Source organism: Marinobacter nitratireducens (genome assembly GCF_000708045.1).
In the GTDB taxonomy this organism is placed as follows: domain Bacteria; phylum Pseudomonadota; class Gammaproteobacteria; order Pseudomonadales; family Oleiphilaceae; genus Marinobacter; species Marinobacter nitratireducens.
In genome coordinates this window covers 1-24,121 of sequence record NZ_ANIE01000010.1, presented here as the reverse complement: position 1 = coordinate 24,121, position 24,121 = coordinate 1, and the positions used below count along the sequence as shown (strand labels likewise).

Here is a 24,121-nt window from a genome sequence, read left to right as displayed (position 1 = left end):
ATTCACTGGAATTAGCGGGATATCACCATGCAGATCCGACTTGCCAACCCACGAGGCTTTTGTGCCGGGGTCGACCGTGCCATTGAGATCGTCAATCGTGCGCTGGATGTGTTCGGCGCTCCGATCTATGTCCGACATGAGGTGGTGCACAACAAGTTTGTGGTGGACAACCTGCGTAATCGCGGTGCGGTCTTCGTGGATGAGCTGGACGAAGTGCCTGACGACAAGCTGGTGATCTTCAGTGCCCACGGGGTGTCCCAGGCCGTTCAGAACGAAGCGGCCCGCCGGGGTCTGAAAGTGTTTGACGCAACTTGCCCGTTGGTTACCAAAGTCCATATGGAAGTGATGCGCTACAGCCGGGATGGCCGCGAGTGCATTCTGATTGGGCATCATGGCCACCCGGAAGTGGAAGGCACCATGGGGCAGTACGACCACAGCAACGGTGGCGAGATCTATCTGGTTGAGAATGAAGAAGATGTCGCCAGCCTTGAGGTTCGAGATCCGTCAAGACTGTCCTTCGTGACCCAGACCACCCTCTCCATGGATGACACCTCTCTGGTCATTGACGCGTTGCGCCAGAAATTCCCGGACATTCAGGGGCCCCGCAAAGATGATATTTGCTACGCCACCCAGAACCGTCAGGATGCGGTCAAACAACTCGCTGGTGACTGTGACCTGATGCTGGTTGTGGGCTCGCCAAACAGTTCCAACTCCAACCGCCTGCGTGAACTGGCGGAGCGGATGGGGACGCCTGCCTATCTGATCGACGAGGCTGCCCAAATTGATCCGCAGTGGCTGGAAGGCAAGCGGGCCATAGGTGTGACCGCCGGCGCCTCGGCACCGGAAGTGCTGGTGAATGATGTCATTGCCCGCTTGCGTGAGCTGGGGGGCGAGGTCCCGGAAGAAGTTGACGGCCGGGAAGAAAATATTGTGTTCTCCATGCCGAAAGAACTGCGGATTGATGCGGTAGAGGTGGGTTAAATCGCGCCTCTACTCACCCCGTTTTGTGAACTCTTCCCACAAAACTGAAACTCCTGACCATTCATCCATCTTCACCGACCGCCTGTCGCTTGCCGCTGGTGTCTGGACGCCTCCCTTTGTAGCCTTTACTTGGTTAATAAAAGGATTGGATTATGTCTGGACTCCGGCGACATTCGGGTTTCACTCTTATTGAGTTGATAATCGCGATCATCATTCTGGCGATTGTGGCGACATACGCAGTGCCATCATTCCAGCAGACCGTGATGAATAATCGGCTGACCTCTCAAATCAATGAGGTTTCCAGCCTTATTGCGTATGCGAGGAGTGAAGCCTCAAAACTCCGTAGCGGAGTCATAACTGCGTGTTCATCGACTGACAGCGCGTCCTGTGCTGGTTCTTCCGCCTGGGAGACAGGCTGGATCATATTCAGTGATTTTGACGGTGATCGCACCGTTGATAATGGAGATGGGGACGAACTCCTCAAGGTGGGTGGTGCGCTGTCTGGAGGGAATACGTTCCGGATCGTGGATTTGACGAGCGACAGCGGCGGTTACGTTCAGTTCGCCAGTAATGGTTTCCCGATTCCGTCCGCAACGGGAAACGCGGCCGGTACGTTTGTGATTTGCGACGATCGAGGAGCCATTGAAGCCAGGGCTGTTGTGATCAATGTTTCTGGTCAAACCCGCCTGGCAAGAGATACCGGTGGCACAGCGGGTGTACTCAACGACCATGACGATACCGACGTTACCTGTCCGTGAGGTTGGAGATAAATATGCTTGGAATTAAAGCCCGACCAATAGTTTTTGGCCCCCGATCAGCCAGAGCTCAGCGTGAGCAAGGCTTTACCCTGATCGAGATACTGGTGACATTGTTCATTCTTGCAATCGGACTGCTGGGGCTGGCCGGTCTGCTTTTCGAAGGGATGCGTAACAATCAGGGCTCTTATCTGCGCACGCAGGCCAGCATCCTGGCCTATGACATGGCAGACCGGATGAGGGCGAACAAGAGTGAGGCCGAAGCCGGCAACTATGGCGGTTTTTCGACAGCTAAGATCAAGTCCAAGACTCCCCCTGCCTGTGCGAGTCAGGCTGCAGGCTGCACCCCCGCAGATCAGGTAACTCTGGATTTTGTCGAGTGGACCCTTCTTGTCGAGGGCACGGGAAACGATATGGCGATGCTGCCGGGTGGTGTCGGTACGATTTTTTACGATGGCACGGCAGGAATTTACACGGTAACCGTGCAGTGGGATGAGGCCAGTCGCGGCGGCGACGCCGGTGAAGCCATCGCTGGTGATAACTCCTACTCTGTTCGGTTTTCGCTGTGAGGTGCTGGATGAACAAGGTTGATAATGTGAGGTATGCCAACGGCTCCGCTCAAAGCCAGTTGGGACTGTCTCTGGTCGAGCTGATCATAGCGTTGGCGCTCAGCACTACGCTTATTCTTGGTATCTTTACCGTGTACATGGACTCCAGTCAGACATCACGGCTGGCTACATCCCTGGCAAGAATTCAGGAGTCCGGGCGTATCTCCACCGACATCATGGCGAGGGATCTTCGTATGGTCGGTTTTCAGGGGTGTGCAGATCCTGATGATGTGACTCTGAATGTTATTGCCAAGAACCCTCCTACGTCTGATTTCTTTTCGTCCACGCTGCGTGGGTGGGAAGTCGATGATGCGACCTGGGCGAACGGAACTGAATTCGACAACACGACGATTGAGTCGGGAGCCGTTATCGGCAGTGATGTTCTGGCTGTTCAACGTGGGGAGTCGGTCGAAGTTGAATTGACGGGCAACATGACAGCCGACAACGCGAATATTCAGGTTACGGGTTCCGATGTAGGTCTGTTTTCTCAGAACGATATTGTCATGATATCTGACTGCGAAGCTGCGGATCTTTTCCGTATCTCAAGCACCGCGACGTCCGGGACTTGGGCTCATGCCAAAGGCGTGAATACCGATAATCGGCTGAGCCAGGCTTATACAGACTCCGCTCGGATTATGCGTTTTTCCGCAACCGTATATTTCGTAGCCGATACTGGCCGAGATGATGCTCAAGGCAATGATATCCGCGCACTTTACAGGGGAACGAACAATCTCCTGAACTCGGCAACCCCCTCTTTTCAGGTCGATGAGATTGTTGAAGGGGTCGAGAGTATGCAGGTTGAATACGGAGAGCTGTTGGCAACCGGGAACATCCGCTACGCCACTGCCGATACGGTCGGAAATATGACCAATGTGGTTGCTATCCGGATGGGGCTTCTTATCAGCGATGCGGATGGGGCAAGGAATAGCGTCGATGCGGCGTCCTACGACTTGCCCGGTGAGACCATCGTTCGCACTACCGGTGCTGGGGCAAATGCAGTGACGCATCCCGAGGATGCGCGGCTTCGTCGAGCCTTCACTTCCACGATTATGCTTCGCAATCGGGATTGAAACCTGAGTTAAAGGTAAAACGACAATGAATAGATATAAAAAAGCGATCGCAGGCCAGAGTAAACAGCGGGGTGCCGCTCTGATTATCAGTCTGATTGTGCTCCTGGTGCTTACATTGATCGGCGTCGCGGGCATGAACACCTCTGTGATGCAGGAGCGGATGGCGGTTAATGCCCAGAACTCGAACCGTACCTTCCAGGCTGCAGAAAGCACGGTGAGCGCGCTCACGAACAAGCTTTATGCCAACGACCTGACGTTGTTGCGGGAGTCCATGCAAGACCAGAACAACCAGTCCAGTGTTATTAGTGTGACCACTCTGGATTCAGCAAACGGTATTACCGGCAGTTATCAGGCGAGATACCTGGGGGAAATCATTATTACGAGTGGCAGCTCCATGAATGCCGACGAGAGCTCCAGTGACCTGAAAGGCTACCGCTACGAGTTGATTGGGGAAGCGACCATGGCAAACACCGGCGCTGAATCGCGGGTGTTTAAAGGTATTGAATATTACTGAGTCCCAATTCTTTGGGGAGGATGCAGCATGAATGCGAAGAATCTTTATTGGAGCGGTGTTGCACTGGTTGTAGCCCTGGCGGCCGGGCCGGTGCAGGCTGAAGAGGCCCGTTCAATGTTGACTGGTGATGTTGTTGTTCATGAAGTCAGTCAGGTTGAAGTGGTTTTGGACTCATCCGGAGAGATTGTGCAGATTCGGGTGGATGGATGTGAAACATGCCAGCAGCAAAGCTTCCTCCCTGCGAGGGGGCTGTCAGTTTCTGTGGCCGGTCGACCGGTGAGCGGGGGACAGCTCTCCCGCGTAAATGGACAGGGTGGAAACGTTGTGGAAAACGTTGGCACCGGGATGGCTCGGAGCGTGGATTTTTGGAGCGTCCGTGGCGTTTCAGGAGGTGAGAAATGAAATCTTACAGCCGCTTTTTAACGACAACGTTGACGGCTGCCTATCTTTCGATGGCGGGCACAGCCGCTCTTGGTGACGATACTGAGATATTCTTCAACAACGCCCAGCAGATCGTCAAACCGAACGTCATGCTCATATTGGATGTATCTGGCAGTATGGGTACTGACGATGTGGTAGTTGATGCCGCAGCCGGCACAACCGAAACACGATTGGCGGCGATGAAGCGGGCAGCTAAAGACCTCGTCAATAGTCTGACTGATGTCAAAGTTGGTCTAATGATTTTTGGTGGTAGCGAGGGGGCTTATTTCAAGGCACCAATAGCTGACATTTCAACTCAGAGAAGTTCATTAATTAACAAAATCGATGGACTTGTCGATTCGGGGGGGACTCCTCTCTCTGAAAGCCTGTTTGAGGCGATGCGGTACTATCAGGGGGGCAGCGTTTTCATTAGAAGTCATGACGAAGATGGAACGCAAGTCGCTGGTATTGTCGACTCCAGTGACTCCACCAAATTCGATAGCCCAATCGAATATTCATGTCAGTCCAACTATGCGTTGGTGCTTACGGATGGTGCTCCCACCAACGATAGCAACCACGAAACAACCATCGAAAGTGCGGTTGGGACATGTTCAGACAACTGCCTTGATGAAATCGCCGACTACATGTGGACAGAAGACATGATTCCGTCTGCGAGTGATCCTAACGGCGATTTTCCCGGGGATCAGAAAGTACGAACCTATACCATAGGCTTAAAATCACAGCAGACGCTTCTTGAAGATACCGCGAGAAAAGGCGGAGGGAGCTATTTCGTTGCAGATAATGCTTCGCAACTGACTGCTGCGCTTAAGCAAGTGTTTGATGATGCGAAGGCCCAGTCCACAACCTATGTGGCGCCGGGCATTGCCGTTAACTCCTTTGACCGCCTCAATCATCTAGACACGCTTTACTATGCGTTATTTGAGTCTGCAGAAGGCGCTATTTGGAACGGCAACCTCAAGCGTTACAAGCTGGATATCCAAAAGAATGCGACGACTGGCGAAAACGAAGCCGTTATTGTTGATGTCAATGGTAATGCGGCAATTGACCAGGCTACTGGTTTCTTCAAGAAAACAGCCAGAAGTTGGTGGACGCCAATCGCTGATGGCCCGGATGGCCCTGACGTCGCGAAAGGTGGTGCTGCTTCCCAGCTCCCCGACACGACATCAGCCCGTAATGTGTTCTCGAACCTGAACTCCAGGAAATCAGATCTTTCTGACAACTCGAACTCCGTTGTAGCCAACAACAACAATTTGACCAAAGCTGATTTTGGCGATAGCACCATGACGGATGCGGAGTTTTCCAAATTGATCAGCTGGACTCGTGGCGTTGACGTCAATGACGAGGATGGTGATAACGACACAACGGATGCCAGGAAGTTGCTGGCGGATCCGCTGCACTCAGTTCCTCAGTTAGTCATCTATTCAGGCACCACTGTTGCTAACCAAGACACCACAATCTACTACGGTGACAATCAGGGCTATATTCATGCAGTCGATGGTGAAGATGGTTCCAGCTATTTTTCATTTATTCCGAAAGAGTTGCTGTCAAATCAACCTGCAATGATGAACAGTACATCGGCGTCAGCCAAGGAATATGGCATGGATGGCACCGTTGTTAGCTGGATTTATGACGATAACTTCGACGGTCAGATCAAAGCCGCTGATAATGATTTCGTATACATCTACTCAGGCATGCGTCGGGGTGGGCGCAGCTACTATGCGCTGGATGTAACCGACCGCACGGCGCCCTCATTACTCTGGCAGATCACCGGCGGTGTATCCGGTACTGATTATGAAGAGATGGGGCAGACCTGGTCGACTCCAGTAAAAACCAAAATTGCCATTGGTAACAGCAACTATGACGTTCTGATTTTTGGCGGCGGCTATGATCCCGACCAGGATAACGCGACCGTCAGGACGGCTGACGATGAAGGCCGTGCTGTTTACATTGTCGATGCAACCAACGGAAATGTTCTATGGTGGGCCGGCCCGACGGGTAGTGGCGCCGACATGGAAATGGCAGACATGGACTACAGCATTCCTGCCGCGCCCAAGGTGCTGGACGTGAATGGCGACGGCCTTGCCGATCAGATTTATGTCGGTGATATGGGCGGCCAGATTTTCCGCTTTGATATCAGCAACACGGCTAAGCTGACTGACCTTGTTACCGGTGGCCGGATTGCCGATTTCGGCGGTTCCACTACGGCGAGCAACCGTCGTTTCTATCATTCTCCGGATCTGTTCGGTATCAAGCTGGGCGGTGTTAGATACCTTGGCCTCATCATCGGCTCAGGGTTCCAGGCCCATCCTCTTAACAAGGATGTTGATGACAGGATCTATATGATGAAAATCTCTGCGGTCAGTTCTGCGCCGCTAGATCCAACCGATGCCACTCAGACAACGGTGCTCTATAAGAGTTTGACCGAGTCGGATCTGTACGATGCGACCGATAACCTGATCCAACAGGGCACGTCGACTGAAAAGACTGCGGCTGCATCTGCACTGGCAACGGCGGACGGCTGGTTTATCAAGCTGGACAACAATCCAGGTGAAAAGGTGCTGTCTGAAAGTGTGACGGTGAACAATGAGGTGTTCATCACCACCTATGAGCCCAAGGCCAGCTCAGACCCTTGTCGTCCTCCGACAGGCACTTCGCGGCTTTATCATATTTCCGTGCTGGACGGCAGTGCGGTAAGGAACTACTACACGTCTGACGGCAAAGGTGACGACGAGCTGACTCGCCCTGATCGCTATGTAGAGCTCGATGTACCTCTGCCTTCAAACCCGCAGCGGATGAGGGTGGACGACACAGATGTCATTTGTGTCGGTACAGACTGTCAGACCATCAAGTCCATCAAGGGCGTCGTTGAAACCTACTGGTATGAGGATTAGACCACTGATGTATTTAGATATCAGGCAAAAAGGTTTCACTTTGATTGAGCTGATGATTGTTGTTGTGATCATCGGTGTTATAGCCGCGTTCGCCTACCCGAGCTATGTCGAGTATGGCGAACGTACGCGACGATCGGATGCCCAGGGTGCGCTATTGGAGTTCGCCGCAGCTATGGAGCGACATTATGCTACGGCGAATTCTTATGAGGGCGCAGCGACCGGAGGGGGTGATACTGGTAGCCCCGGGATTTTCCCAGACGAGGCTCCGTTGGAAGGTAATAACAAGTTTTATGATCTGACGATTACCGCTGCGTCTGGAACTGGCTATACCCTGAGGGCGACCCCAAAAGGGGTTCAAGCAGGTAACGGTATCTTGGAACTGGACTCGACGGGAGCTCGGCGTTGGGACGAGGACAATAGCGGGGGCTTCGGTACGGGGGAAAACGATTGGCAGTGATAGTCCTGCCTTCCGAAAAAGCCGATCCGCTTGGATCGGCTTTTTTCTTGCCGTCTAACAGCTGATTTTCGCGCCCCAGGGAAGCTTCATGATGCCGTCGCCATCTTTGTCGTACTCGACCCGGAAACGCCCTGCAATATTGATCGGCATGTAGGTCATGGTCCCGGAAGCGGGATCTCTCGGGCACAGGACAAGGCTTCCCATGGCACCATGGGTCATGCCTTTTGCGTTGAACTGAAAGTACCCGCGCCCAGCGGTTCGGGATCTTAGGGTGAATGAACCGAGATTTGCGTTCATTTGCCTGAGCACGCTACCTCCATCCGGTGATTTGTCATTGTTCGCATCGATGAATACGGAGACCGGTTGTTGCCAGTCATCGACACACTGGCTGGCTGCTGATAAGGGGCAAACGGTGACCAGAGTGTGGGAACTCGCGGCGTTCCATCGGGCAAACGAAAACAGTGAGTGGTAATTCTCAAGGATGGCGCGTTGGCGGGATTTGGCGGCCCACCACCCCCAAGCTTGGGAGGTCATCCCGGTTGCTATCGACAGAATGATGATTGTGATGATCAGTTCCAGCAGGGTAAACCCTGCCTGATGCTTGTTGGTCAGCATAGTCAACGTTCCTTGTCTGTTCAGAGAAGCGCTCCGGCGTCCTGCCAGAGTCGGGCAATATTATAGCGTTACTCCATCCCCAATTTCTTCAACCGATACCGCAAAGCCCGAAAACTGATTCCCAGTCGCTTGGCTGCAGCCGTTTTGTTCCAGCGCGTGGCTTCCAATGCTTTCTCTATGGCCTGGCGCTCGATACTTTCGAGGTAACCTTCCAGATCAATCTCCCCTTCAGGAACGGCTATCGACGTGCTGTCGTCGCCGTGTTCCGGATGCACTAGAGAAGGACCTGAGGGAGCCGGCGCGCCATTACCCAGGTGAAGGTCCTCTTCGCCAATCTGATCGTTGTCGCAGAGCGTAAAGGCGCGCTCAAGAATATTCTCGAGCTCCCGGACATTGCCGGGGAAGTCGTAAACTTTGAGGCGGTCGATCGCCTGCGCAGACAGTGTTGCCGGGTCACACTCGTATTCCTTGGCAATGCGATCAAGGATGTGCTTTGACAGCATCGGTATGTCTTCCGGGCGATCTCGGAGCGGGGGGACCGCCAGTTCAATGACATTGATCCGGTAAAACAGGTCCTGTCGAAAACTGCCTTCCTGTACCAGTTCGGGCAGGTTTTTGTGGGTGGCGCTCAGAACCCGAATGTCCACTGGCACTTCTTTGGTGTCACCCACAGGGCGCACTGCCTTTTCCTGTATCGCCCTGAGCAGTTTGACTTGCATCGCTAACGGGAGATCTGCCACCTCGTCAAGAAACAGCGTACCGCCATTGGCGGATCGGAAGAGGCCATCCTTGTTCTCGACCGCACCGGTAAAGCTCCCCTTTTTGTGGCCGAAAAATTCACTTTCCATCAGTTCGGAAGGAATGGCACCACAGTTGACGGCGATAAACGGGCCGTCGCAGCGGGGGCCCTGCATGTGGATGGTGCGCGCAACCAGCTCCTTGCCACTGCCGGACTCGCCACTGATGAAGACCGGGGCCTGGCTGCGAGCCAGTTTTCGAGTCTGGTTTCGCAGTTTTTTGATGTGTGGTGAGTTGCCCAGTAGCAGGCCAGGTTCATCCTGACTCAGTTCACTCTCTGGCTTGGGCTGGGACAGCTTCAATGCACTGCTGACCAGCTCCCGCAGGCGAGGCAGTTCGACCGGCTTGGAAACAAAGTCGAAGGCACCGGCCTTCAGGGATTCAATGGCCGTATCCATGTTTCCATAGGCAGTAATGACTGCGACGGGCGTGGTGGGGGAGTGCTGCTGAATCCATTGCACCAGTTCAATGCCGTTGCCATCCGGCAGGTTCATATCCGTCAGGCACAGGTGAAACTCCTGCTGAGAGAGAAGTTCACGGGCTGAGCCGACGTCCGGTGCGGTTTTTGTGCCGATGCCCATGCGAGCAAGGGTAATCTCCAGCAGGTCCCGGATATCCGGTTCGTCATCAACGATAAGGGCGGTATGCGTTGTCATTCTTTTCTTGTCGGTTCCTTGTCATAAGTGAGACACCCGATAGTCGCCGGAGCCCGATCAGATCATTCGGCCAGGATGGGCAAAGGTAATGCGAAAACAGCATCCGGGTTGGTCATCCACCACCAGGGAGAGATGAGCCTGATTAGCCTCGCACAGTTCCCGTGCCAGATAAAGGCCGAGGCCCGTTCCACTCTTGTCGGTTGTGAAAAAGGGTTCGAACACGGAGCTGCGTTCTCCAGGCTCAATGCCGGGTCCGAAATCCCGCACATCCACGTAGGTGCGCTCGCCATCATCGGTGACGTCGGCACGAAGATGAAGCCGCGGCTCACCAATTTGTTGCTGGCTGTACCGTAGTCCATTGTCGCAGAGATTGACCATCACCTGCTCTATCTGGCTTTTGTCAAAGCGAGCTGGCGGCAGGTCGGGTGCGATCTCCAGGCTTATTCGGGTGCTGGTCGCGGAGTCATCGCGGGTTTGCAGGAAATCTTCCCGAAATTCCTCAAGCCAGGGGCCTATCTCGAGCAAGTCCGGGTTCGCAGGGCGGCGTCTGGAGAGATCCAGAACGTTTTCAATGATGCCATTTACACGGCGGGAATGGCGGCGAATGATATCAAGCATCTGATGATCACCCTGATCGAGATGGGGGGATTCTTCCATCAATTGTGCAGCATGGCTGATCGCACCTAGCGGGTTCCGTATTTCATGGGCGATGCCCGCCGTCAGGCGACCCAGGGAGGCCAGTTTCATCTGTTGGGCCTGCTGTGTGACCTTGCTCATGTCTTCGATGAACACAAGGATATGATCTCCGCGCTCCTCATCAAGCTGAGTGAAGTTGACCTGCAGGAACGGCGCCGTTGGTGAAGGCTGAAAGGGCTCAACACGTTTTCTGGGATCCTTTAACCAGGTTTCCAGCCCGAGCTTCAGGGGCTGCGGCAGTATCATCAGATGCTCCGGGTGGGCATGATCTTCTGCACTGGCCCCGGAGAGCAACTCCTCGGCAGCCGCATTGGCGAGACGGATTGAGCCATAGCGATCAAGAACGAGGATGCCAGTACGCATACGTTGGATGATTTGCTGATTGATCTTCTCCAGCTCTGCAATGCTCCTGGCGCGGCTGGTAGCCAGCGCCTCGCTACGCATCATCCGTCGGGATATATACTGCAGAACGAACGCGGCTGCAAAGTAGAGTATTCCGAGAGAGCCGGCACGAACAATGTCGTCGGCTGGTTCTCCGAGGGTAATGAAAGCCCAGGCGGATATGCCGAGCGAGCAAATGGCTGCCAGGGCTGCGTAGAACGTACCGACACGGCTGGGGGTTAGGATGTTTCCCGCTGCTACGGAAACAATAACGAGATTCGCCAGACCATTGGTAATGCCTGTACTGGTGAACAGCAAACCATGCATCACCAGAATGTCCAGAAGAATGGAAAGGGTGATGTGCCGTTGGCTGGGTCTGAAGCCCGCGAACATGATCAGTCCGACGAACACATTCAGGGAAAGATAACCGGACACGCCAGCCTGGTAATATTCCAGCAGTCGAAAGCGGGAATAGAAGTTTTCCGGATCGACGAGCAGCAGCCCGAGAAGTACAAGACTGACAACCAGGCGATAGTGATTGTAAACGCGGAACAGCTTGAATTGTTGACGGCGGGTCGGGGCAATAGGGCTGGGGCTTGGCTCGGTTTCCGGTATTGTATCCACTGCCATGGTTCGAGAATCCGCTGTTGGTCGGAAGAAATCCTGATCTTTGCGGGGTTATAATAGCCTTTTAAAGGCAATAAGTTACAGGAGCCATTCTATGACCGCGTCCGGGAAGCCATCTTCCACCGGGACATCACCCAGAAAACTACGGGTGGTGATGGCCCAGATTGATTTCCTCGTGGGGGATATCCCCGGAAATACAGACCTGGTCATCGACGCCACCCGCCGTGCAGCGGAAGAACACCAGGCGGATATTGTGGTGTTCCCGGAGCTGTGTATCACCGGTTACCCGCCGGAGGATTTGCTGTTGCGCCCAAGTCTTGAGCTCCGCGTGAACGAGGCGCTTGAACGCCTGCAGGACGAAGAGCTGGCTCCGGCCATCGTTGTCGGGGCCCCGCTGCGCAGTGGATCTCTGCTTTACAACTCGGCGGTTGTCATCGACAACGGAACCATTACCGGGCGCTACTTCAAGCGCTTCCCCCCCAACTACCAAGTGTTCGACGAAAAGCGCTATTTTGCTGAAGGGGCAGAGGTACTGGTCATGGATATTCGGGGTGTCCCTGTGGGCATTACCGTCTGCGAAGACATCTGGAAGGACGGGCCGGTGGAAGATGCCGCGAAGGCCGGTGCCCGCCTGATCCTGAACCTTAATGCCTCACCCTTTGACACCGACAAGCAGGCGCGTCGGAAGGCTTTGCTGGAGCGAAAATCCCGGGAGAACATGGTCAGCATCGTCTATGTGAATCTCGTTGGCGGCCAGGATGAGCTGGTGTTCGATGGTGGCTCCATGGTGTTCGATCACTCGGGTGTCCTGGTGGCCGAAGCACCCCAGTTTCGCGATGGTCTTTTTCCAGTCGATTTCCTGTGTGAGCACCATTGTCAGCCGGTGTCCCAGTCCTTGCCCGATACCCCCTCTCTGGAGGAGAACGTATACGATGCTCTGGTGGTTGGCGTTCGTGATTACGTCAACAAGAATGGCTTCAAATCGGTGGTTCTGGGGCTTTCCGGCGGTATCGACTCGGCAGTCACCCTGGCGGTCGCGGTGGATGCACTGGGTAAGGACAGGGTGCGTGCGGTCATGATGCCGTTCCGATATACCTCCAGTATGAGTCTGGAGGATGCGGAAGCCGAGGCGGTGGCGCTGGATGTCCAATACGATGTTTTCTCCATTGAGCCCATGTATGACGCCTTCATGGCAACGCTGGCCGCGCCTTTTGAGGGAACGACACCGGACACGACGGAAGAAAACCTCCAGGCCCGGTTGCGGGGCGTGCTGTTGATGTCGCTTTCCAACAAGTTTGGGTCGCTGGTTTTGACAACCGGTAACAAGAGCGAGATGGCCGTGGGGTACTCCACCCTCTACGGGGACATGGCCGGCGGCTTTGATGTCCTCAAGGATGTGCCGAAGACCCTGGTGTTCCGCCTGGCGCAGTACCGGAACACGCTATCGCCGGTGATTCCCGAGCGGGTTATCACCCGTCCGCCCTCGGCTGAGCTTGCGCCGGACCAGAAGGATGAGGATAGTCTGCCCGGTTATGATGTGCTGGACCAGATTCTGAACCTTTATGTCGAGCGGGACTTCAGTGCAGACGCAATCGTCGCCGAGGGCTTTTCACGAGCCGATGTAGACCGCGCAGTCCGACTGGTGGATATCAACGAATACAAGCGCCGCCAGGCACCCATCGGGGTTCGTATCAGTGAGCGTGGGTTTGGGAAGGATCGCCGTTATCCGATAACCAACGGCTGGAAAAGCGGTAAGTAGCTGAATAAGGTGGGCAGTGAAGCCAGGCGGCATCGGCGCCTGGCACTCTCGGTTTTACTCGTCGCCCATCAGGCCAAAGGTAACAACACTGGAAAGGGAGCGATCCTCCCGCTTCAGCATGTCAGCTTTAAAGGATCCATCTTCGTCGAAGGCATCGCTATTGGGGAAGTTCTTCTTCAGCATGGCGACCGCATCGTCAGCCCCTTTATTAAGGTCCATGAAGCGGAAGGTTTCGGCCAGGATGATCAGCGCTTCTTCTGTCGCTGGTGAGGTCGGGAACTTTTCCACCACATAGCGGGCGCGGTTGTTGGCGGCGATGTAGGCCTCCCGCTTGATGTAGTAACGGGCGACATGGAGTTCAAGCTCTGCCATCCGGTTGCGGATAGCAATCATGCGCTGGCGTGCATCCGCCGCGTACTGGCTGTCCGGGTAACGGTTGAGAAGCTCGGAAAAGTCCCGGAATGACTGCAGTTGCTCGCCGGGATTTCTGGCGGACACATCGACAGGGAAGTACCTGGCAGCCAGGCCTACATCCAGGTTGTAGGAGGCGAGCCCCCGCAAATAAAGTGCGTAATCGGCATGGTCACTCTGGGGGTTCAATCGAAGGAATCGGTCCGAAGCAGCCCGGGCTCCTTCAAGGTCGAGATTCTGGTAGCGGGCGTAGATCAGATCGAGCTGAGCCTGCTCCGCATAGCGACCGAACGGGTAGTAGGTTTCCAGAGCGTCCAGATTCTGTTCCGCTTCGTTGAAGTTGCCGGAATCCATCGCTTCGCGGGCGTTGTCGTAATAGGTCTCCTCCGGCAGTACCTCTTCCTGATTGTTTGAGGCGCAGGCGCTGATCATAGCCACCAATGTGCTCATTAGCAGTAAACGGACAACTGAACTCATGCCGGATTCCCGTATAATGTCGATAAATTCGAAAGAGCGGCCATTGTAGCGGGGAAGACGCCCTATGTGCAGAGCGTGGCCGATTTCTTGGAAAATTCTATCTGAAACGTAACACACACTGGCCCCGGGGGCTCAATGTCATCTGAAAATCGAATTACCGCCAGTTTTGTCGTGCCACCGGAACTGAGTGATCGTCGCCTGGATCAGGCAGCGGCTGAACTGATGCCGGAACATTCCCGCTCCAGAATCCAGTCATGGATCAAGGCCGGATCGCTCACGGTGAACGGTCGCAAGTGTAAGCCCAGAGACAAGGTCATGCTGGATGATCAGCTGGTGCTGGATGCTGAACCGGAAGTCCAGGTTACCTGGGAAGCCGAGGAAATAGAGCTCGATATTGTCTACGAGGATGAGCACCTGCTGGTTATCAACAAACCGGCTGGCCTGGTGGTCCACCCGGCGGCCGGTCATGCAGCCGGAACCCTCGTGAATGCGGTACTGGCCCACGCGCCGGAGGTGGAAAATTTGCCGAGAGCGGGCATTGTGCACCGTCTCGATAAAGACACCTCCGGCATCATGGTTGTCGCCCGCAGCCTGATTGCCCACACCTCGCTGGTTGACCAGCTGCAGGATCGGACCATGGGGCGTGTGTATGAGGCCGTGGTTGTCGGAACGCTGACCGGTGGCGGGACCGTCGATGCGCCAATCGGCCGCCATCCCCGCGAGCGTAAGAAAATGGCAGTCGTTCCTTCTGGCAAATCCGCCGTTACCCATTATCGTCTGATTGAACGATTCGCCGCCCACACCCATGTTCGCTGCAAACTGGAAAGCGGCCGTACCCATCAGATTCGGGTGCACATGGCCCACATCAAGCATGCATTGGTGGGAGACCCGGTGTACGGCGGACGGATGCGGCTGCCCAAAGGTGCGACAGAAGAGCTGCGGCAAGCCCTGGGTGAATTTGATCGGCAGGCCCTGCATGCCAGGCAACTGACCCTGGAACATCCGGAGACCGGCGAAGAGATGACGTGGGAAACTCCGCTGCCGGAGGATATGGTCAAGCTTCTCGCCGCACTGAGAGAGCACGTGCACGTGCTGGAAAGCCATGAGTTCTGAGCCTGAGTTGCTGAGACCGGACTGGTCAGCGCCAGATAATGTCCGAGCACTGTGTTCGACCCGGCTCGGTGGCGTCAGCCGTGCGCCTTGGGACAGCCTGAACCTGGGGGATCACGTGGGTGATCGCCTGGAGGATGTGGAATGTAATCGAGCACTCCTCGCCAGGGTCGCAGGTGTTGAGGCAAGCCGTATTGCTTGGTTGAACCAGGTGCATGGAACCGATGGTATTGAAATCGAGGCATCGTTCACTGGTAAGCCTAAGCCTGATGCCGATGCGGCCTATACCAGGACCCCGGGAATGGTCTGTGCGATCCTGACAGCTGACTGCTTGCCGGTCTTGCTGTGTGATTGCGATGGTACGGTCGTTGGTGCTGCCCATGCGGGCTGGCGGAGTCTCGCAGGAGGCGTTGTCGAGAACCTGGTGAAGGCCATGGATGTGCCACCCGAACGGCTCATGGCCTGGCTCGGGCCGGCGATCGGACCGGCTGCGTTCGAGGTTGGCCCGGAAGTCAGGGTAGCCTTTGTGGCTGATGATCCGGATGCGGACAGGGCGTTTACCGCCTCAGACGTGCGTCCCGGCCACTACTTGGCTGATATCTATCTGCTGGCCCGGCAACGGCTCACCCGATCCGGCGTTAACGTTATTTCGGGTGGTGGCTATTGCACCGTGCAGGATGTTCCCCGATTTTTCTCTTATCGCCGTGATGGTCGGACGGGTCGGATGGCGTCGCTGATCTGGCTTCGTGCCTGATGCGGGCGTCCGGCTCCCTACCTGACGTCCGTCAACTTTCTGACGGTTTGCGTGTTGATCCGCTTGAAGTCCCTCGACTTGCCCCTACATTTAAATGCATATCAAACCGGATGTCGCCCGAGTCAACTCGACTCGCCCGAACATTCGCCAGGAATTGGGGATAAGAGTGTATGAGAATCGACAAACTGACCAGTCGGCTACAGACCGCTTTGGCGGATGCCCAGTCTCTTGCCGTCGGCAAAGACCACAATTTCATCGAGCCCTTGCACTTGATGCAGGCGCTCTTGGATCAGGACGGCAGTTCGGTAAAGCCGCTGTTGAAGCAGGCGGGCGCTGAACCGGGTCGCATTGGCCAGGCGGTGGCCCGTGAAATAGAAAACCTTCCGGAAGTCAAAGGCTCCGCGGGCGATGTCTCCATGTCCAACGACATGGGAAGGCTTTTCAATATTGCGGACAAGCTGGCTCAGAAGCGTAAGGACCAGTTTATTTCCAGCGAACTGATGCTGCTGGCGGCATTGGAAGATCGGGGAACGCTCGGGCGCGTTTTGCGGGAGCAGGGCGTAGACAAGGTGGCCCTGGAGAAAGCCATTGACGAAGTTCGGGGTGGCGAGAGCGTCAATGACGCGGGTGCTGAAGAAAACCGGCAGGCACTTTCCAAGTACACCATTGACCTGACTGAGCGTGCAGAGTCCGGCAAGCTGGATCCGGTCATCGGGCGTGATGACGAGATTCGACGGACCATTCAGGTTCTGCAGCGCCGTCGCAAGAACAACCCGGTCCTGATCGGCGAGCCGGGCGTGGGTAAAACCGCCATTGTTGAAGGACTGGCCCAGCGGATTGTGAATGGCGAGGTGCCGGATGGCCTGAAAGACAAGAAAGTTCTGTCGCTGGACATGGGTGCGCTGATTGCTGGTGCCAAGTTCCGCGGCGAGTTCGAAGAGCGCCTGAAGGCGGTACTTAACGAACTGGCCAAACAGGAAGGTCAGATTATTCTCTTTATCGACGAAATCCACACCATGGTGGGGGCCGGTAAAGCCGAGGGGTCCATGGACGCGGGCAACATGCTCAAGCCTGCCCTGGCGCGTGGTGAGCTTCACTGCGTGGGTGCAACCACCCTGGATGAATATCGCGAGAACATTGAAAAAGACGCCGCCCTGGAGCGTCGCTTCCAGAAGGTGTTGGTTACGGAGCCCAGCGAGGAAGACACCATCGCTATCCTGCGCGGTCTGAAGGAGCGCTATGAGGTCCACCACGGGGTTGAGGTTACAGACGGCGCCATCATTGCAGCCGCCAAGCTCTCTCATCGCTACATTACTGATCGACAGTTGCCGGACAAAGCCATTGATCTGGTGGACGAGGCGGCCAGTCAGATCCGTATGGAAATGGATTCCAAGCCGGAAGCATTGGATCGTCTGGAGCGTCGCTTGATCCAGCTGAAAATTGAGCGGGAAGCGCTCAAAAAGGAAACGGATGCGGCTTCCAAGAAGCGCCTGGAAGAGTTGAGTGGCGTTATTTCAAACGTGGAGCGTGAGTACGCTGATCTGGAGGAAGTCTGGAATACGGAAAAGGCGGCTCTGCATGGCTCCCAGAAGATCAAGAGTCAGCTGGAGCAGGCGCGTATCGACCTTGAAAATGCCCGTCGCTCGGGGGACTTGGGCAAGATGTCCGAGCTTCAGTATGGGCAGATTCCGGAACTTGAGCGTCAGCTGGATATGGCCAGCCAGGCTGAAATGATGGAAATGAAGCTGCTCCGTAATCGGGTGACCGATGAAGAAATTGCTGAGATTGTCTCCAAGTGGACCGGTATCCCGGTGTCCAAGATGCTTGAAGGAGAGCGGGACAAGCTGATGCGGATGGAGGAGGCCCTCCATGGCCGGGTCATCGGTCAGAATGAAGCCGTCGAAGCGGTTTCCAATGCCGTTCGTCGCTCCCGAGCAGGGCTGGCGGATCCCAATCGGCCAAATGGTTCCTTCCTGTTCCTTGGGCCAACGGGTGTCGGTAAAACGGAGCTCTGTAAGGCGCTGGCATCGTTCCTGTTCGACACCGAAGAGGCCATGGTCCGGATCGATATGTCGGAGTTCATGGAGAAGCATTCCGTGGCACGGCTGATTGGTGCGCCCCCGGGCTACGTTGGTTACGAGGAAGGCGGCTACCTTACGGAGGCGGTTCGTCGTCGTCCCTATTCAGTCCTCCTTCTGGATGAGGTGGAAAAGGCGCATCCGGATGTCTTCAATATCCTGTTGCAGGTCCTGGAAGACGGTCGGCTCACTGACGGCCAGGGCAGAACGGTCGACTTCCGGAATACCGTTGTGGTGATGACCTCTAACCTGGGTTCAGACATCATCCAGCAGCAGGCGGGAGAAGAGAACTACGAGTCCATGAAGAACGCGGTGATGGAGGTAGTGGGCACTCACTTCCGACCGGAGTTCATCAACCGTGTGGATGAAGTGGTTGTTTTCCATCCTCTGGCCGAAAGCCAGATTCAGGGCATTGCCCGGATACAGATCGAATCGCTGAGCAAGCGTCTCAAAGATCAGGACATGAAGCTTGCGCTTGACGACGCGGCCATGGAGTTGCTTGCCGAAGTTGGTTACGACCCGGTATACGGTGCGCGGCCACTCAAGCGGGCGATTCAGCGGATGATCGAGAATCCACTGGCTCAGATGCTTTTACAGGGAGAGTTCGTGCCCGGTGATACCATTCGCGGGACCGTCAAGGACCACAAGCTGGAATTTGGCAAGGCCTGACAGACCAGGGAGACAAAAGGCCGGTTCTGATTCAGAGCCGGCCTTTCTGGTTGTGTTGGCAGTTATTCGCTGCCGGTTTTCTCAGGGCCGCAGCTTTCGTCCGCGATCTCCTCGAATCGCTGGCGTTGCTCCGCGATTTCTTCAGGCGACAGGTACCGTTGTTCTCCGTTTTCCTCTACACGAATACGGGCATTGCTGTTAATCATCTCGAGGTTGGATCGAGCCGTCGCGCAGTTCGCTTCGCGCTGTTTTCTGCGAGCCTCTTCCTGAGCGGTTTCGCGGCGTTGTTCGGCCTCAGTCTTCTGCCGTTCTTCCATTTCGCTCACACGCTCCTGGGGCGTGGCCCTGTCAGAAGCGGACTTGGACGAGGTGCCAGAGCGCACATTCACCAATTCGGATTTCTTGCCAGTCGGGTGTCTGTCCCCGAAATGGGTTACTCCATCTTCGTCGGTCCACTTGTATACCGAGGCACTCATGGCAATACCCGGTGTGGCGGCCAGTAACAGGGTCAGCGTCAGGATCTTTCTGTTCATGGATCTACTCATCGTGGGTTACTGCTCCCCGGGGCAATATGAGCCTGTCTCTCCGGGACCATTGTTTCCTTGTGAGATTGTATAGTGCCATTGCGACGGGCAATTTTCCTCCGCCTGTTTCAAAACTCCATACAAAATTTACCTCAAGTATGGCAGACCTTTGGCGATATTGAAGCGATAAAGCTCCGTCGCCTATTGACAGGGAGTTTCGCGCTGTCAGAATTGGCGATTGCCTGAAACTGGGGTTAATTCGGCAGGCAATCCCGAGCGAGTATCCCCGTTAATCACCACACTTATTAGGCGCCGGTTCCCGGTGCTTGTTGGTTGTTGCTTACGTGCAACCCGTTGATTGGTCGTTCTCCGCAACCCTCAGGAGGCCGACCGGCCAGGAGACAACCTCTTTAGTTCAAGGTGTGGAGGAGCAGCTGGTTCCGCTTTCAAAAGAAGCAAGGACACCGCGAATCCAGGCAACCGGGAGTATTCCCGGCTCATTCACTCGTAGAAGAGGGTAGAAAACCGTGGAGTTATTGTCTGGCGCCGATATGCTGATTCGTTCCCTGCAGGATGAGGGCATCGAATACATATACGGCTATCCGGGTGGTGCGGCTCTTCATATTTATGATGCGCTGTTCAGGCAGGACAAAGTCAAGCATATTCTGGTACGGCACGAACAGGCGGCGGTCCATATGGCCGACGGCTACGCCCGTGCAACCGGAAAACCAGGTACCGTACTGGTGACCTCGGGTCCTGGAGCCACCAACACGATTACCGGCATTGCCACCGCTTTTATGGATTCCATCCCCATGGTGGTTCTGTGCGGTCAGGTCGCGTCCACGCTGATTGGTGAGGATGCGTTCCAGGAAACGGACATGATTGGTGTGTCCCGTCCCGTTGTTAAGCATAACCTTTCCGTTCGTCATCCGGAGGAAATTCCGGAAGTCATCCGTAAGGCGTATTACATTGCCGCTACAGGCCGTCCCGGTCCGGTCGTCGTCGATATCCCGAAGGATATGACCACGCCCAACGAGCGGTATGAGTACGCGTATCCGAAGAAGGTCAAGCTGCGCTCCTATAACCCTGCGATTCGCGGGCATGCCGGTCAGATCAAGAAGGCTGTGGACATGCTCCTGGCGGCCCGTCGTCCGGTCATATATGCCGGTGGTGGTGTCATTCTGGGCAAGGCGTCAGATCAGCTCACCGAGCTGGTGCGTATGCTGGGGTATCCGATCACCAACACCCTGATGGGTATTGGCTGCTATCCGGCCAGCGACAAGCAGCACCTGGGCTGGCTGGGGATGCATGGTACTTATGAGTCAAACATGGCCATGCACCATTCTGACCTGATTCTCGCTGTCGGTGCGCGTTTTGATGATCGCGTGACCAACGCCACCGAGAAGTTCTGTCCAGGTGCCCGGATCATCCACATCGACATTGACCCGGCCTCCATCTCCAAAACCATCGATGCCGATGTGCCCATCGTTGGCCCGGTGGACGCTGTTCTCAAGGAGATGCTGTCCCTCGTCAAGGAGAGTAAAGAGAAGCCGGATGCAGATGCACTGGCCTCTTGGTGGAAGCAGATCGAAGAGTGGCGGGCGTTCCATGGCATGCGTTATGAAACCAGTGACGACGTCATTAAGCCTCAGGAAGTCATCGAGATGCTCTGCAGGCTGACCAACGGGGAAGCCTTTGTCTCCTCCGATGTGGGGCAGCACCAGATGTTTGCCGCTCAATACTACAAGTTTGATAAGCCGAACCGGTGGATCAATTCCGGCGGCCTGGGAACCATGGGCTTCGGCTTGCCGGCAGCCATGGGCATCAAGCTGACACACCCCGATGATGAAGTGCTGTGTATCACAGGCGAAGGCAGTATCCAGATGAACATTCAGGAACTGTCTACGTGCAAGCAGTACAACCTGCCGGTCAAGATTATCAATCTGAACAACCAGGCTCTCGGGATGGTGAAACAGTGGCAGGACATGAACTATGAATCCCGCCACTCACAGTCCTACATGGAGTCGCTGCCTGATTTCATCAAGCTGGCAGAATCATACGGCCACAAGGGTGTCCGGATCGACAAGAAAGCGGATCTGGAGTCCAAGCTGAAAGAAGTGCTGGCGATGAAAGACGAGTTGGTGTTTGTGGATATCTATGTTGACCGTTTCGAGCATGTATACCCAATGCAGGTCGCCCGTGGTTCCATGAAGGACATGTGGCTCAGCAAAACGGAGAGGGTGTGATTATGCGTCGAATCATTTCTGTTTTGCTTGAGAACGAACCCGGTGCTCTGTCTCGTGTGGTTGGTCTGTTCTCTCAGCGCAACTACAACATTGAGACCCTCACCGTCGCACCGACAGAGGACGAAACCCTGTCCCGTCTGACGGTAACAACGACCGGGTCTGACAAGGTTATCGAGCAGATCACCAAGCAACTGAACAAGCTTATCGAAGTGGTGAAGCTTGTGGATCTCACTGAAGGGTCTCACATCGAGCGTGAACTCATGCTCGTCAAGCTCAAGGCGACCGGCTCTCAGCGTGCCGAGATCAAACGCACTGTCGATATCTTTCGCGGCCAGATCGTGGATGTCACTAGCTCCGTGTATACGGTTCAGTTGGCGGGCGACAGTGAAAAGCTTGATGGCTTCATTCAGGCGGTTGGAACAGCCGGGGTTCTGGAAGTAGTGCGCAGTGGCGTTTCCGGAATAGCCCGCGGTGAAAAAGTACTGAGCCTTTAACGGGGCAGCGAATCGAATTGAACATCATGCCTTTTGAGGCATTACAAAACACAGAGGTTTCTCATGCAGGTTTATTACGATAAGGATTGTGATCTCTCAATCATCCAGGGCAAGAAAGTTGCCATCATCGGTTTCGGATCTCAGGGCCACGCTCATGCGTGCAACCTGAAGGAGTCCGGTGTTGATGTGACTGTTGGTCTGCGTCCGGGTTCTTCCTCTATCGCCAAGGCCGAAGCCTACGGTCTGAAGACCAGTGACGTGCCTGCGGCTGTTGCTGCAGCCGACGTAGTAATGGTTCTTACGCCAGACGAGTTCCAGTCTCAGCTGTACAAGGCCGAAATCGAGCCGAATCTGAAAGAAGGTGCGACTCTCGCATTCGCTCACGGTTTTGCGATCCACTACAACCAGATCGTTCCGCGCAAAGACCTGGACGTTATCATGGTTGCACCGAAGGCGCCGGGCCACACTGTTCGCACCGAGTTTGCCAACGGCGGCGGCATCCCTGACCTGATCGCTATTTTCCAGGACGCTTCCGGTAACGCCAAGAACGTTGCTTTGTCATACGCCAGCGGTATCGGCGGTGGTCGTACTGGTATCATCGAGACGACTTTCAAGGACGAAACTGAAACCGATCTGTTTGGTGAGCAGGCTGTTCTGTGTGGTGGTGCGGTTGAGCTGGTTAAGGCTGGCTTTGAAACTCTCGTTGAGGGCGGCTATGCGCCTGAAATGGCATACTTCGAGTGCCTGCACGAACTCAAGCTGATTGTTGACCTGATGTACGAAGGCGGCATCGCTAACATGAACTACTCTATCTCCAACAACGCTGAGTACGGCGAGTACGTGACTGGCCCTGAGGTGATCAACGAGCAGTCCCGTGAAGCTATGCGCAATGCGCTGAAGCGCATTCAGAGTGGTGAGTACGCCAAGATGTTCATCTCCGAAGGAGCCCTGAACTACCCGTCCATGACGGCGCGTCGTCGTGAAAATGCAGCCCACGAAATCGAAACGGTTGGTGAGAAGCTGCGTGGCATGATGCCGTGGATTTCCGCGAACAAGATCGTGGATAAGGATAAGAACTAAGCGGGTATCCTGCTTGTTCTGAGAAAAACGCGGCCCGAGAGGCCGCGTTTTTCGTATATACTCCGCCCAAATGCTTTCCGGAGTAATGGGAAATGACTGACGAAAAGAAACAACACGAATCTGCCGTTAAAGGTGATGCGTTGAAAAAGGATGCCGACACAAACCCCGAATGCGAAGTTGAGGCTGGCGAGGTTATAGAGGAAGAGTTGGTAGGGGGAGCTCCGGTGCGGCGCAAAGGAATTTATCTTCTTCCCAATGCGCTGACGACGGCGTCGCTTTTTTCCGGCTTTTACGCCATTGTCTCAGCTGCCAATGGCGTTTTCGATAATGCGGCCATTGCCATCTTTGTCTCTATGATCCTTGATGGCCTAGACGGTCGCGTGGCCCGGATGACCAATACCCAGAGCAAGTTCGGGGAAGAGTACGACTCGCTGGCTGACATGGTCGCCTTTGGTGTGGCGCCGGGGCTGGTTGCATTTTTCTGGTCCCTGAACGGGTTTGGGAAAGTTGGTTGGGCTATCACCTTTATCTATGTGGCCGGTGCTGCATTGAGACTTGCGCGCTTCAATACCCAGATTGGGTCTGTCGACAAGAAATTCTTTGTTGGGCTGCCCAGTCCATCCGCTGCTGCTTGCGTTGCAGGGCTTGTCTGGTGTTTTCACGAGTTTGAGTCTTCGACATGGCTTACGCTTCTGACCATGGTAGTAGTTGCTGGAGCTGGTGTATTGATGGTCAGTAACGTGCTTTATCGCAGCTTTAAAGATCTCGACCTTCGCGGGCGGGTTCCTTTTGCGGCCATCCTCCTGGTTGTGTTGGTCTTTGTTGTTGTCGCCCTGGACCCGGCAACGGTCCTGTTCGTCGGCTTTCTAATCTACGCGCTTTCTGGTCCGGTGCGAGCGCTGTTTCGAAGAAAGCCCCGTCGAGCTCAGTGATGAGTGGTCGGTTTCCGCCTTTTTTGATCGCTTTTTGAGCGTTGGATAGGTGGAAACCGAGCCTTTGGAAAATAAAATGAAAAAGGTCGTTGACAGT

Annotated in this window: 21 protein-coding genes; 16 read left to right on the top strand and 5 right to left on the bottom strand. The window is 55.1% G+C overall.

Annotation, left to right across the window (positions count from 1 at the left end; all coding sequences use genetic code 11):
- Positions 1 to 27 precede the first annotated feature (27 nt).
- The 8 genes from ispH (at position 28) to D777_RS16700 (ending at position 7,717) form a co-directional block, all read left to right on the top strand.
- A complete protein-coding gene (gene ispH, locus D777_RS16735) occupies positions 28 to 981 on the top strand; it encodes a 4-hydroxy-3-methylbut-2-enyl diphosphate reductase (RefSeq protein ID WP_036134635.1) in 954 nt (317 codons plus the stop codon).
- 152 nt (positions 982 to 1,133) lie between these two features.
- Positions 1,134 to 1,739 carry a GspH/FimT family pseudopilin gene (locus D777_RS16730; protein WP_036134632.1) on the top strand — a complete coding sequence of 202 codons (606 nt, stop codon included), beginning with the start codon at positions 1,134 to 1,136 and terminating at the stop codon, positions 1,737 to 1,739.
- Positions 1,740 to 1,753: 14 nt separating this feature from the next.
- Positions 1,754 to 2,305, top strand: a complete 552-nt coding sequence (pilV, locus tag D777_RS16725) for a type IV pilus modification protein PilV (protein WP_051669171.1) — start codon at positions 1,754 to 1,756, stop codon at positions 2,303 to 2,305.
- A gap of 8 nt (positions 2,306 to 2,313) precedes the next feature.
- Positions 2,314 to 3,414, top strand: coding sequence for a PilW family protein (locus D777_RS16720; RefSeq protein WP_051669170.1), 1,101 nt, complete (start codon positions 2,314 to 2,316; stop codon positions 3,412 to 3,414).
- Between the two features lie 25 nt (positions 3,415 to 3,439).
- The gene (locus D777_RS16715; protein ID WP_036134629.1) at positions 3,440 to 3,928 is read left to right on the top strand and encodes a pilus assembly PilX family protein; all 489 of its coding nucleotides are present in this window, start codon (positions 3,440 to 3,442) and stop codon (positions 3,926 to 3,928) included.
- A gap of 27 nt (positions 3,929 to 3,955) precedes the next feature.
- The gene (locus D777_RS16710; protein ID WP_036134626.1) at positions 3,956 to 4,330 is read left to right on the top strand and encodes a hypothetical protein; all 375 of its coding nucleotides are present in this window, start codon (positions 3,956 to 3,958) and stop codon (positions 4,328 to 4,330) included.
- The gene (locus D777_RS16705) at positions 4,327 to 7,260 is read left to right on the top strand and encodes a pilus assembly protein (protein WP_036134624.1); all 2,934 of its coding nucleotides are present in this window, start codon (positions 4,327 to 4,329) and stop codon (positions 7,258 to 7,260) included. The genes D777_RS16710 and D777_RS16705 overlap by 4 nt, the downstream gene beginning before the upstream one ends.
- Before the next feature lie 7 nt (positions 7,261 to 7,267).
- A complete protein-coding gene (locus tag D777_RS16700; RefSeq protein WP_081849594.1) occupies positions 7,268 to 7,717 on the top strand; it encodes a type IV pilin protein in 450 nt (149 codons plus the stop codon).
- A 54-nt stretch (positions 7,718 to 7,771) separates the two neighbouring features.
- Here the strand turns inward: D777_RS16700 and D777_RS16695 are convergent, their stop codons facing one another.
- The 3 genes from D777_RS16695 to D777_RS16685 all read right to left on the bottom strand — a co-directional run bounded on the left by D777_RS16695 (position 7,772) and on the right by D777_RS16685 (position 11,493).
- On the bottom strand, positions 7,772 to 8,332 hold the full coding sequence (locus D777_RS16695; protein ID WP_036134619.1) for a GspH/FimT family protein: 561 nt from the start codon (positions 8,330 to 8,332) through the stop codon (positions 7,772 to 7,774).
- A gap of 68 nt (positions 8,333 to 8,400) precedes the next feature.
- Entirely contained in the window at positions 8,401 to 9,786 is a 1,386-nt protein-coding gene (locus tag D777_RS16690) for a sigma-54-dependent transcriptional regulator (RefSeq protein ID WP_036134616.1), read from the bottom strand.
- A 57-nt stretch (positions 9,787 to 9,843) separates the two neighbouring features.
- The gene (locus tag D777_RS16685) at positions 9,844 to 11,493 is read right to left on the bottom strand and encodes a sensor histidine kinase (RefSeq protein WP_036134614.1); all 1,650 of its coding nucleotides are present in this window, start codon (positions 11,491 to 11,493) and stop codon (positions 9,844 to 9,846) included.
- Positions 11,494 to 11,584: 91 nt separating this feature from the next.
- On the opposite strand from D777_RS16685, the gene D777_RS16680 reads away from it, so the two are divergent.
- Positions 11,585 to 13,249, top strand: coding sequence for an NAD+ synthase (locus D777_RS16680; protein ID WP_036134611.1), 1,665 nt, complete (start codon positions 11,585 to 11,587; stop codon positions 13,247 to 13,249).
- Between the two features lie 54 nt (positions 13,250 to 13,303).
- Here the strand turns inward: D777_RS16680 and D777_RS16675 are convergent, their stop codons facing one another.
- Entirely contained in the window at positions 13,304 to 14,137 is an 834-nt protein-coding gene (locus D777_RS16675; protein WP_036134609.1) for an outer membrane protein assembly factor BamD, read from the bottom strand.
- 135 nt (positions 14,138 to 14,272) lie between these two features.
- Between D777_RS16675 and rluD the strand changes: the two genes are divergently transcribed.
- The 3 genes from rluD to clpB all read left to right on the top strand — a co-directional run bounded on the left by rluD (position 14,273) and on the right by clpB (position 18,748).
- Entirely contained in the window at positions 14,273 to 15,250 is a 978-nt protein-coding gene (rluD, locus tag D777_RS16670; protein WP_036134605.1) for a 23S rRNA pseudouridine(1911/1915/1917) synthase RluD, read from the top strand.
- On the top strand, positions 15,240 to 16,001 hold the full coding sequence (gene pgeF / locus D777_RS16665; protein ID WP_036134602.1) for a peptidoglycan editing factor PgeF: 762 nt from the start codon (positions 15,240 to 15,242) through the stop codon (positions 15,999 to 16,001). Before rluD ends, pgeF begins: the two co-directional genes overlap by 11 nt.
- A 170-nt stretch (positions 16,002 to 16,171) precedes the next feature.
- The gene (gene clpB, locus D777_RS16660) at positions 16,172 to 18,748 is read left to right on the top strand and encodes an ATP-dependent chaperone ClpB (protein WP_036134600.1); all 2,577 of its coding nucleotides are present in this window, start codon (positions 16,172 to 16,174) and stop codon (positions 18,746 to 18,748) included.
- Between the two features lie 62 nt (positions 18,749 to 18,810).
- Here the strand turns inward: clpB and D777_RS16655 are convergent, their stop codons facing one another.
- Complete coding sequence (locus tag D777_RS16655; protein WP_036134598.1) at positions 18,811 to 19,281, bottom strand: DUF4124 domain-containing protein; 471 nt, start codon at positions 19,279 to 19,281, stop codon at positions 18,811 to 18,813.
- Positions 19,282 to 19,799: 518 nt separating this feature from the next.
- Between D777_RS16655 and D777_RS16650 the strand changes: the two genes are divergently transcribed.
- The 4 genes from D777_RS16650 to pssA all read left to right on the top strand — a co-directional run bounded on the left by D777_RS16650 (position 19,800) and on the right by pssA (position 24,024).
- Positions 19,800 to 21,518, top strand: a complete 1,719-nt coding sequence (locus tag D777_RS16650) for an acetolactate synthase 3 large subunit (RefSeq protein WP_036134596.1) — start codon at positions 19,800 to 19,802, stop codon at positions 21,516 to 21,518.
- A gap of 2 nt (positions 21,519 to 21,520) precedes the next feature.
- On the top strand, positions 21,521 to 22,012 hold the full coding sequence (ilvN, locus tag D777_RS16645; RefSeq protein ID WP_036134592.1) for an acetolactate synthase small subunit: 492 nt from the start codon (positions 21,521 to 21,523) through the stop codon (positions 22,010 to 22,012).
- 63 nt (positions 22,013 to 22,075) lie between these two features.
- Positions 22,076 to 23,092, top strand: a complete 1,017-nt coding sequence (gene ilvC, locus D777_RS16640) for a ketol-acid reductoisomerase (RefSeq protein ID WP_036134589.1) — start codon at positions 22,076 to 22,078, stop codon at positions 23,090 to 23,092.
- Positions 23,093 to 23,184: 92 nt separating this feature from the next.
- Positions 23,185 to 24,024 (top strand): CDP-diacylglycerol--serine O-phosphatidyltransferase, encoded by an 840-nt coding sequence (gene pssA / locus D777_RS16635; RefSeq protein ID WP_036134586.1) that lies wholly within the window; start codon positions 23,185 to 23,187, stop codon positions 24,022 to 24,024.
- The last annotated feature ends 97 nt before the right edge of the window (positions 24,025 to 24,121 follow it).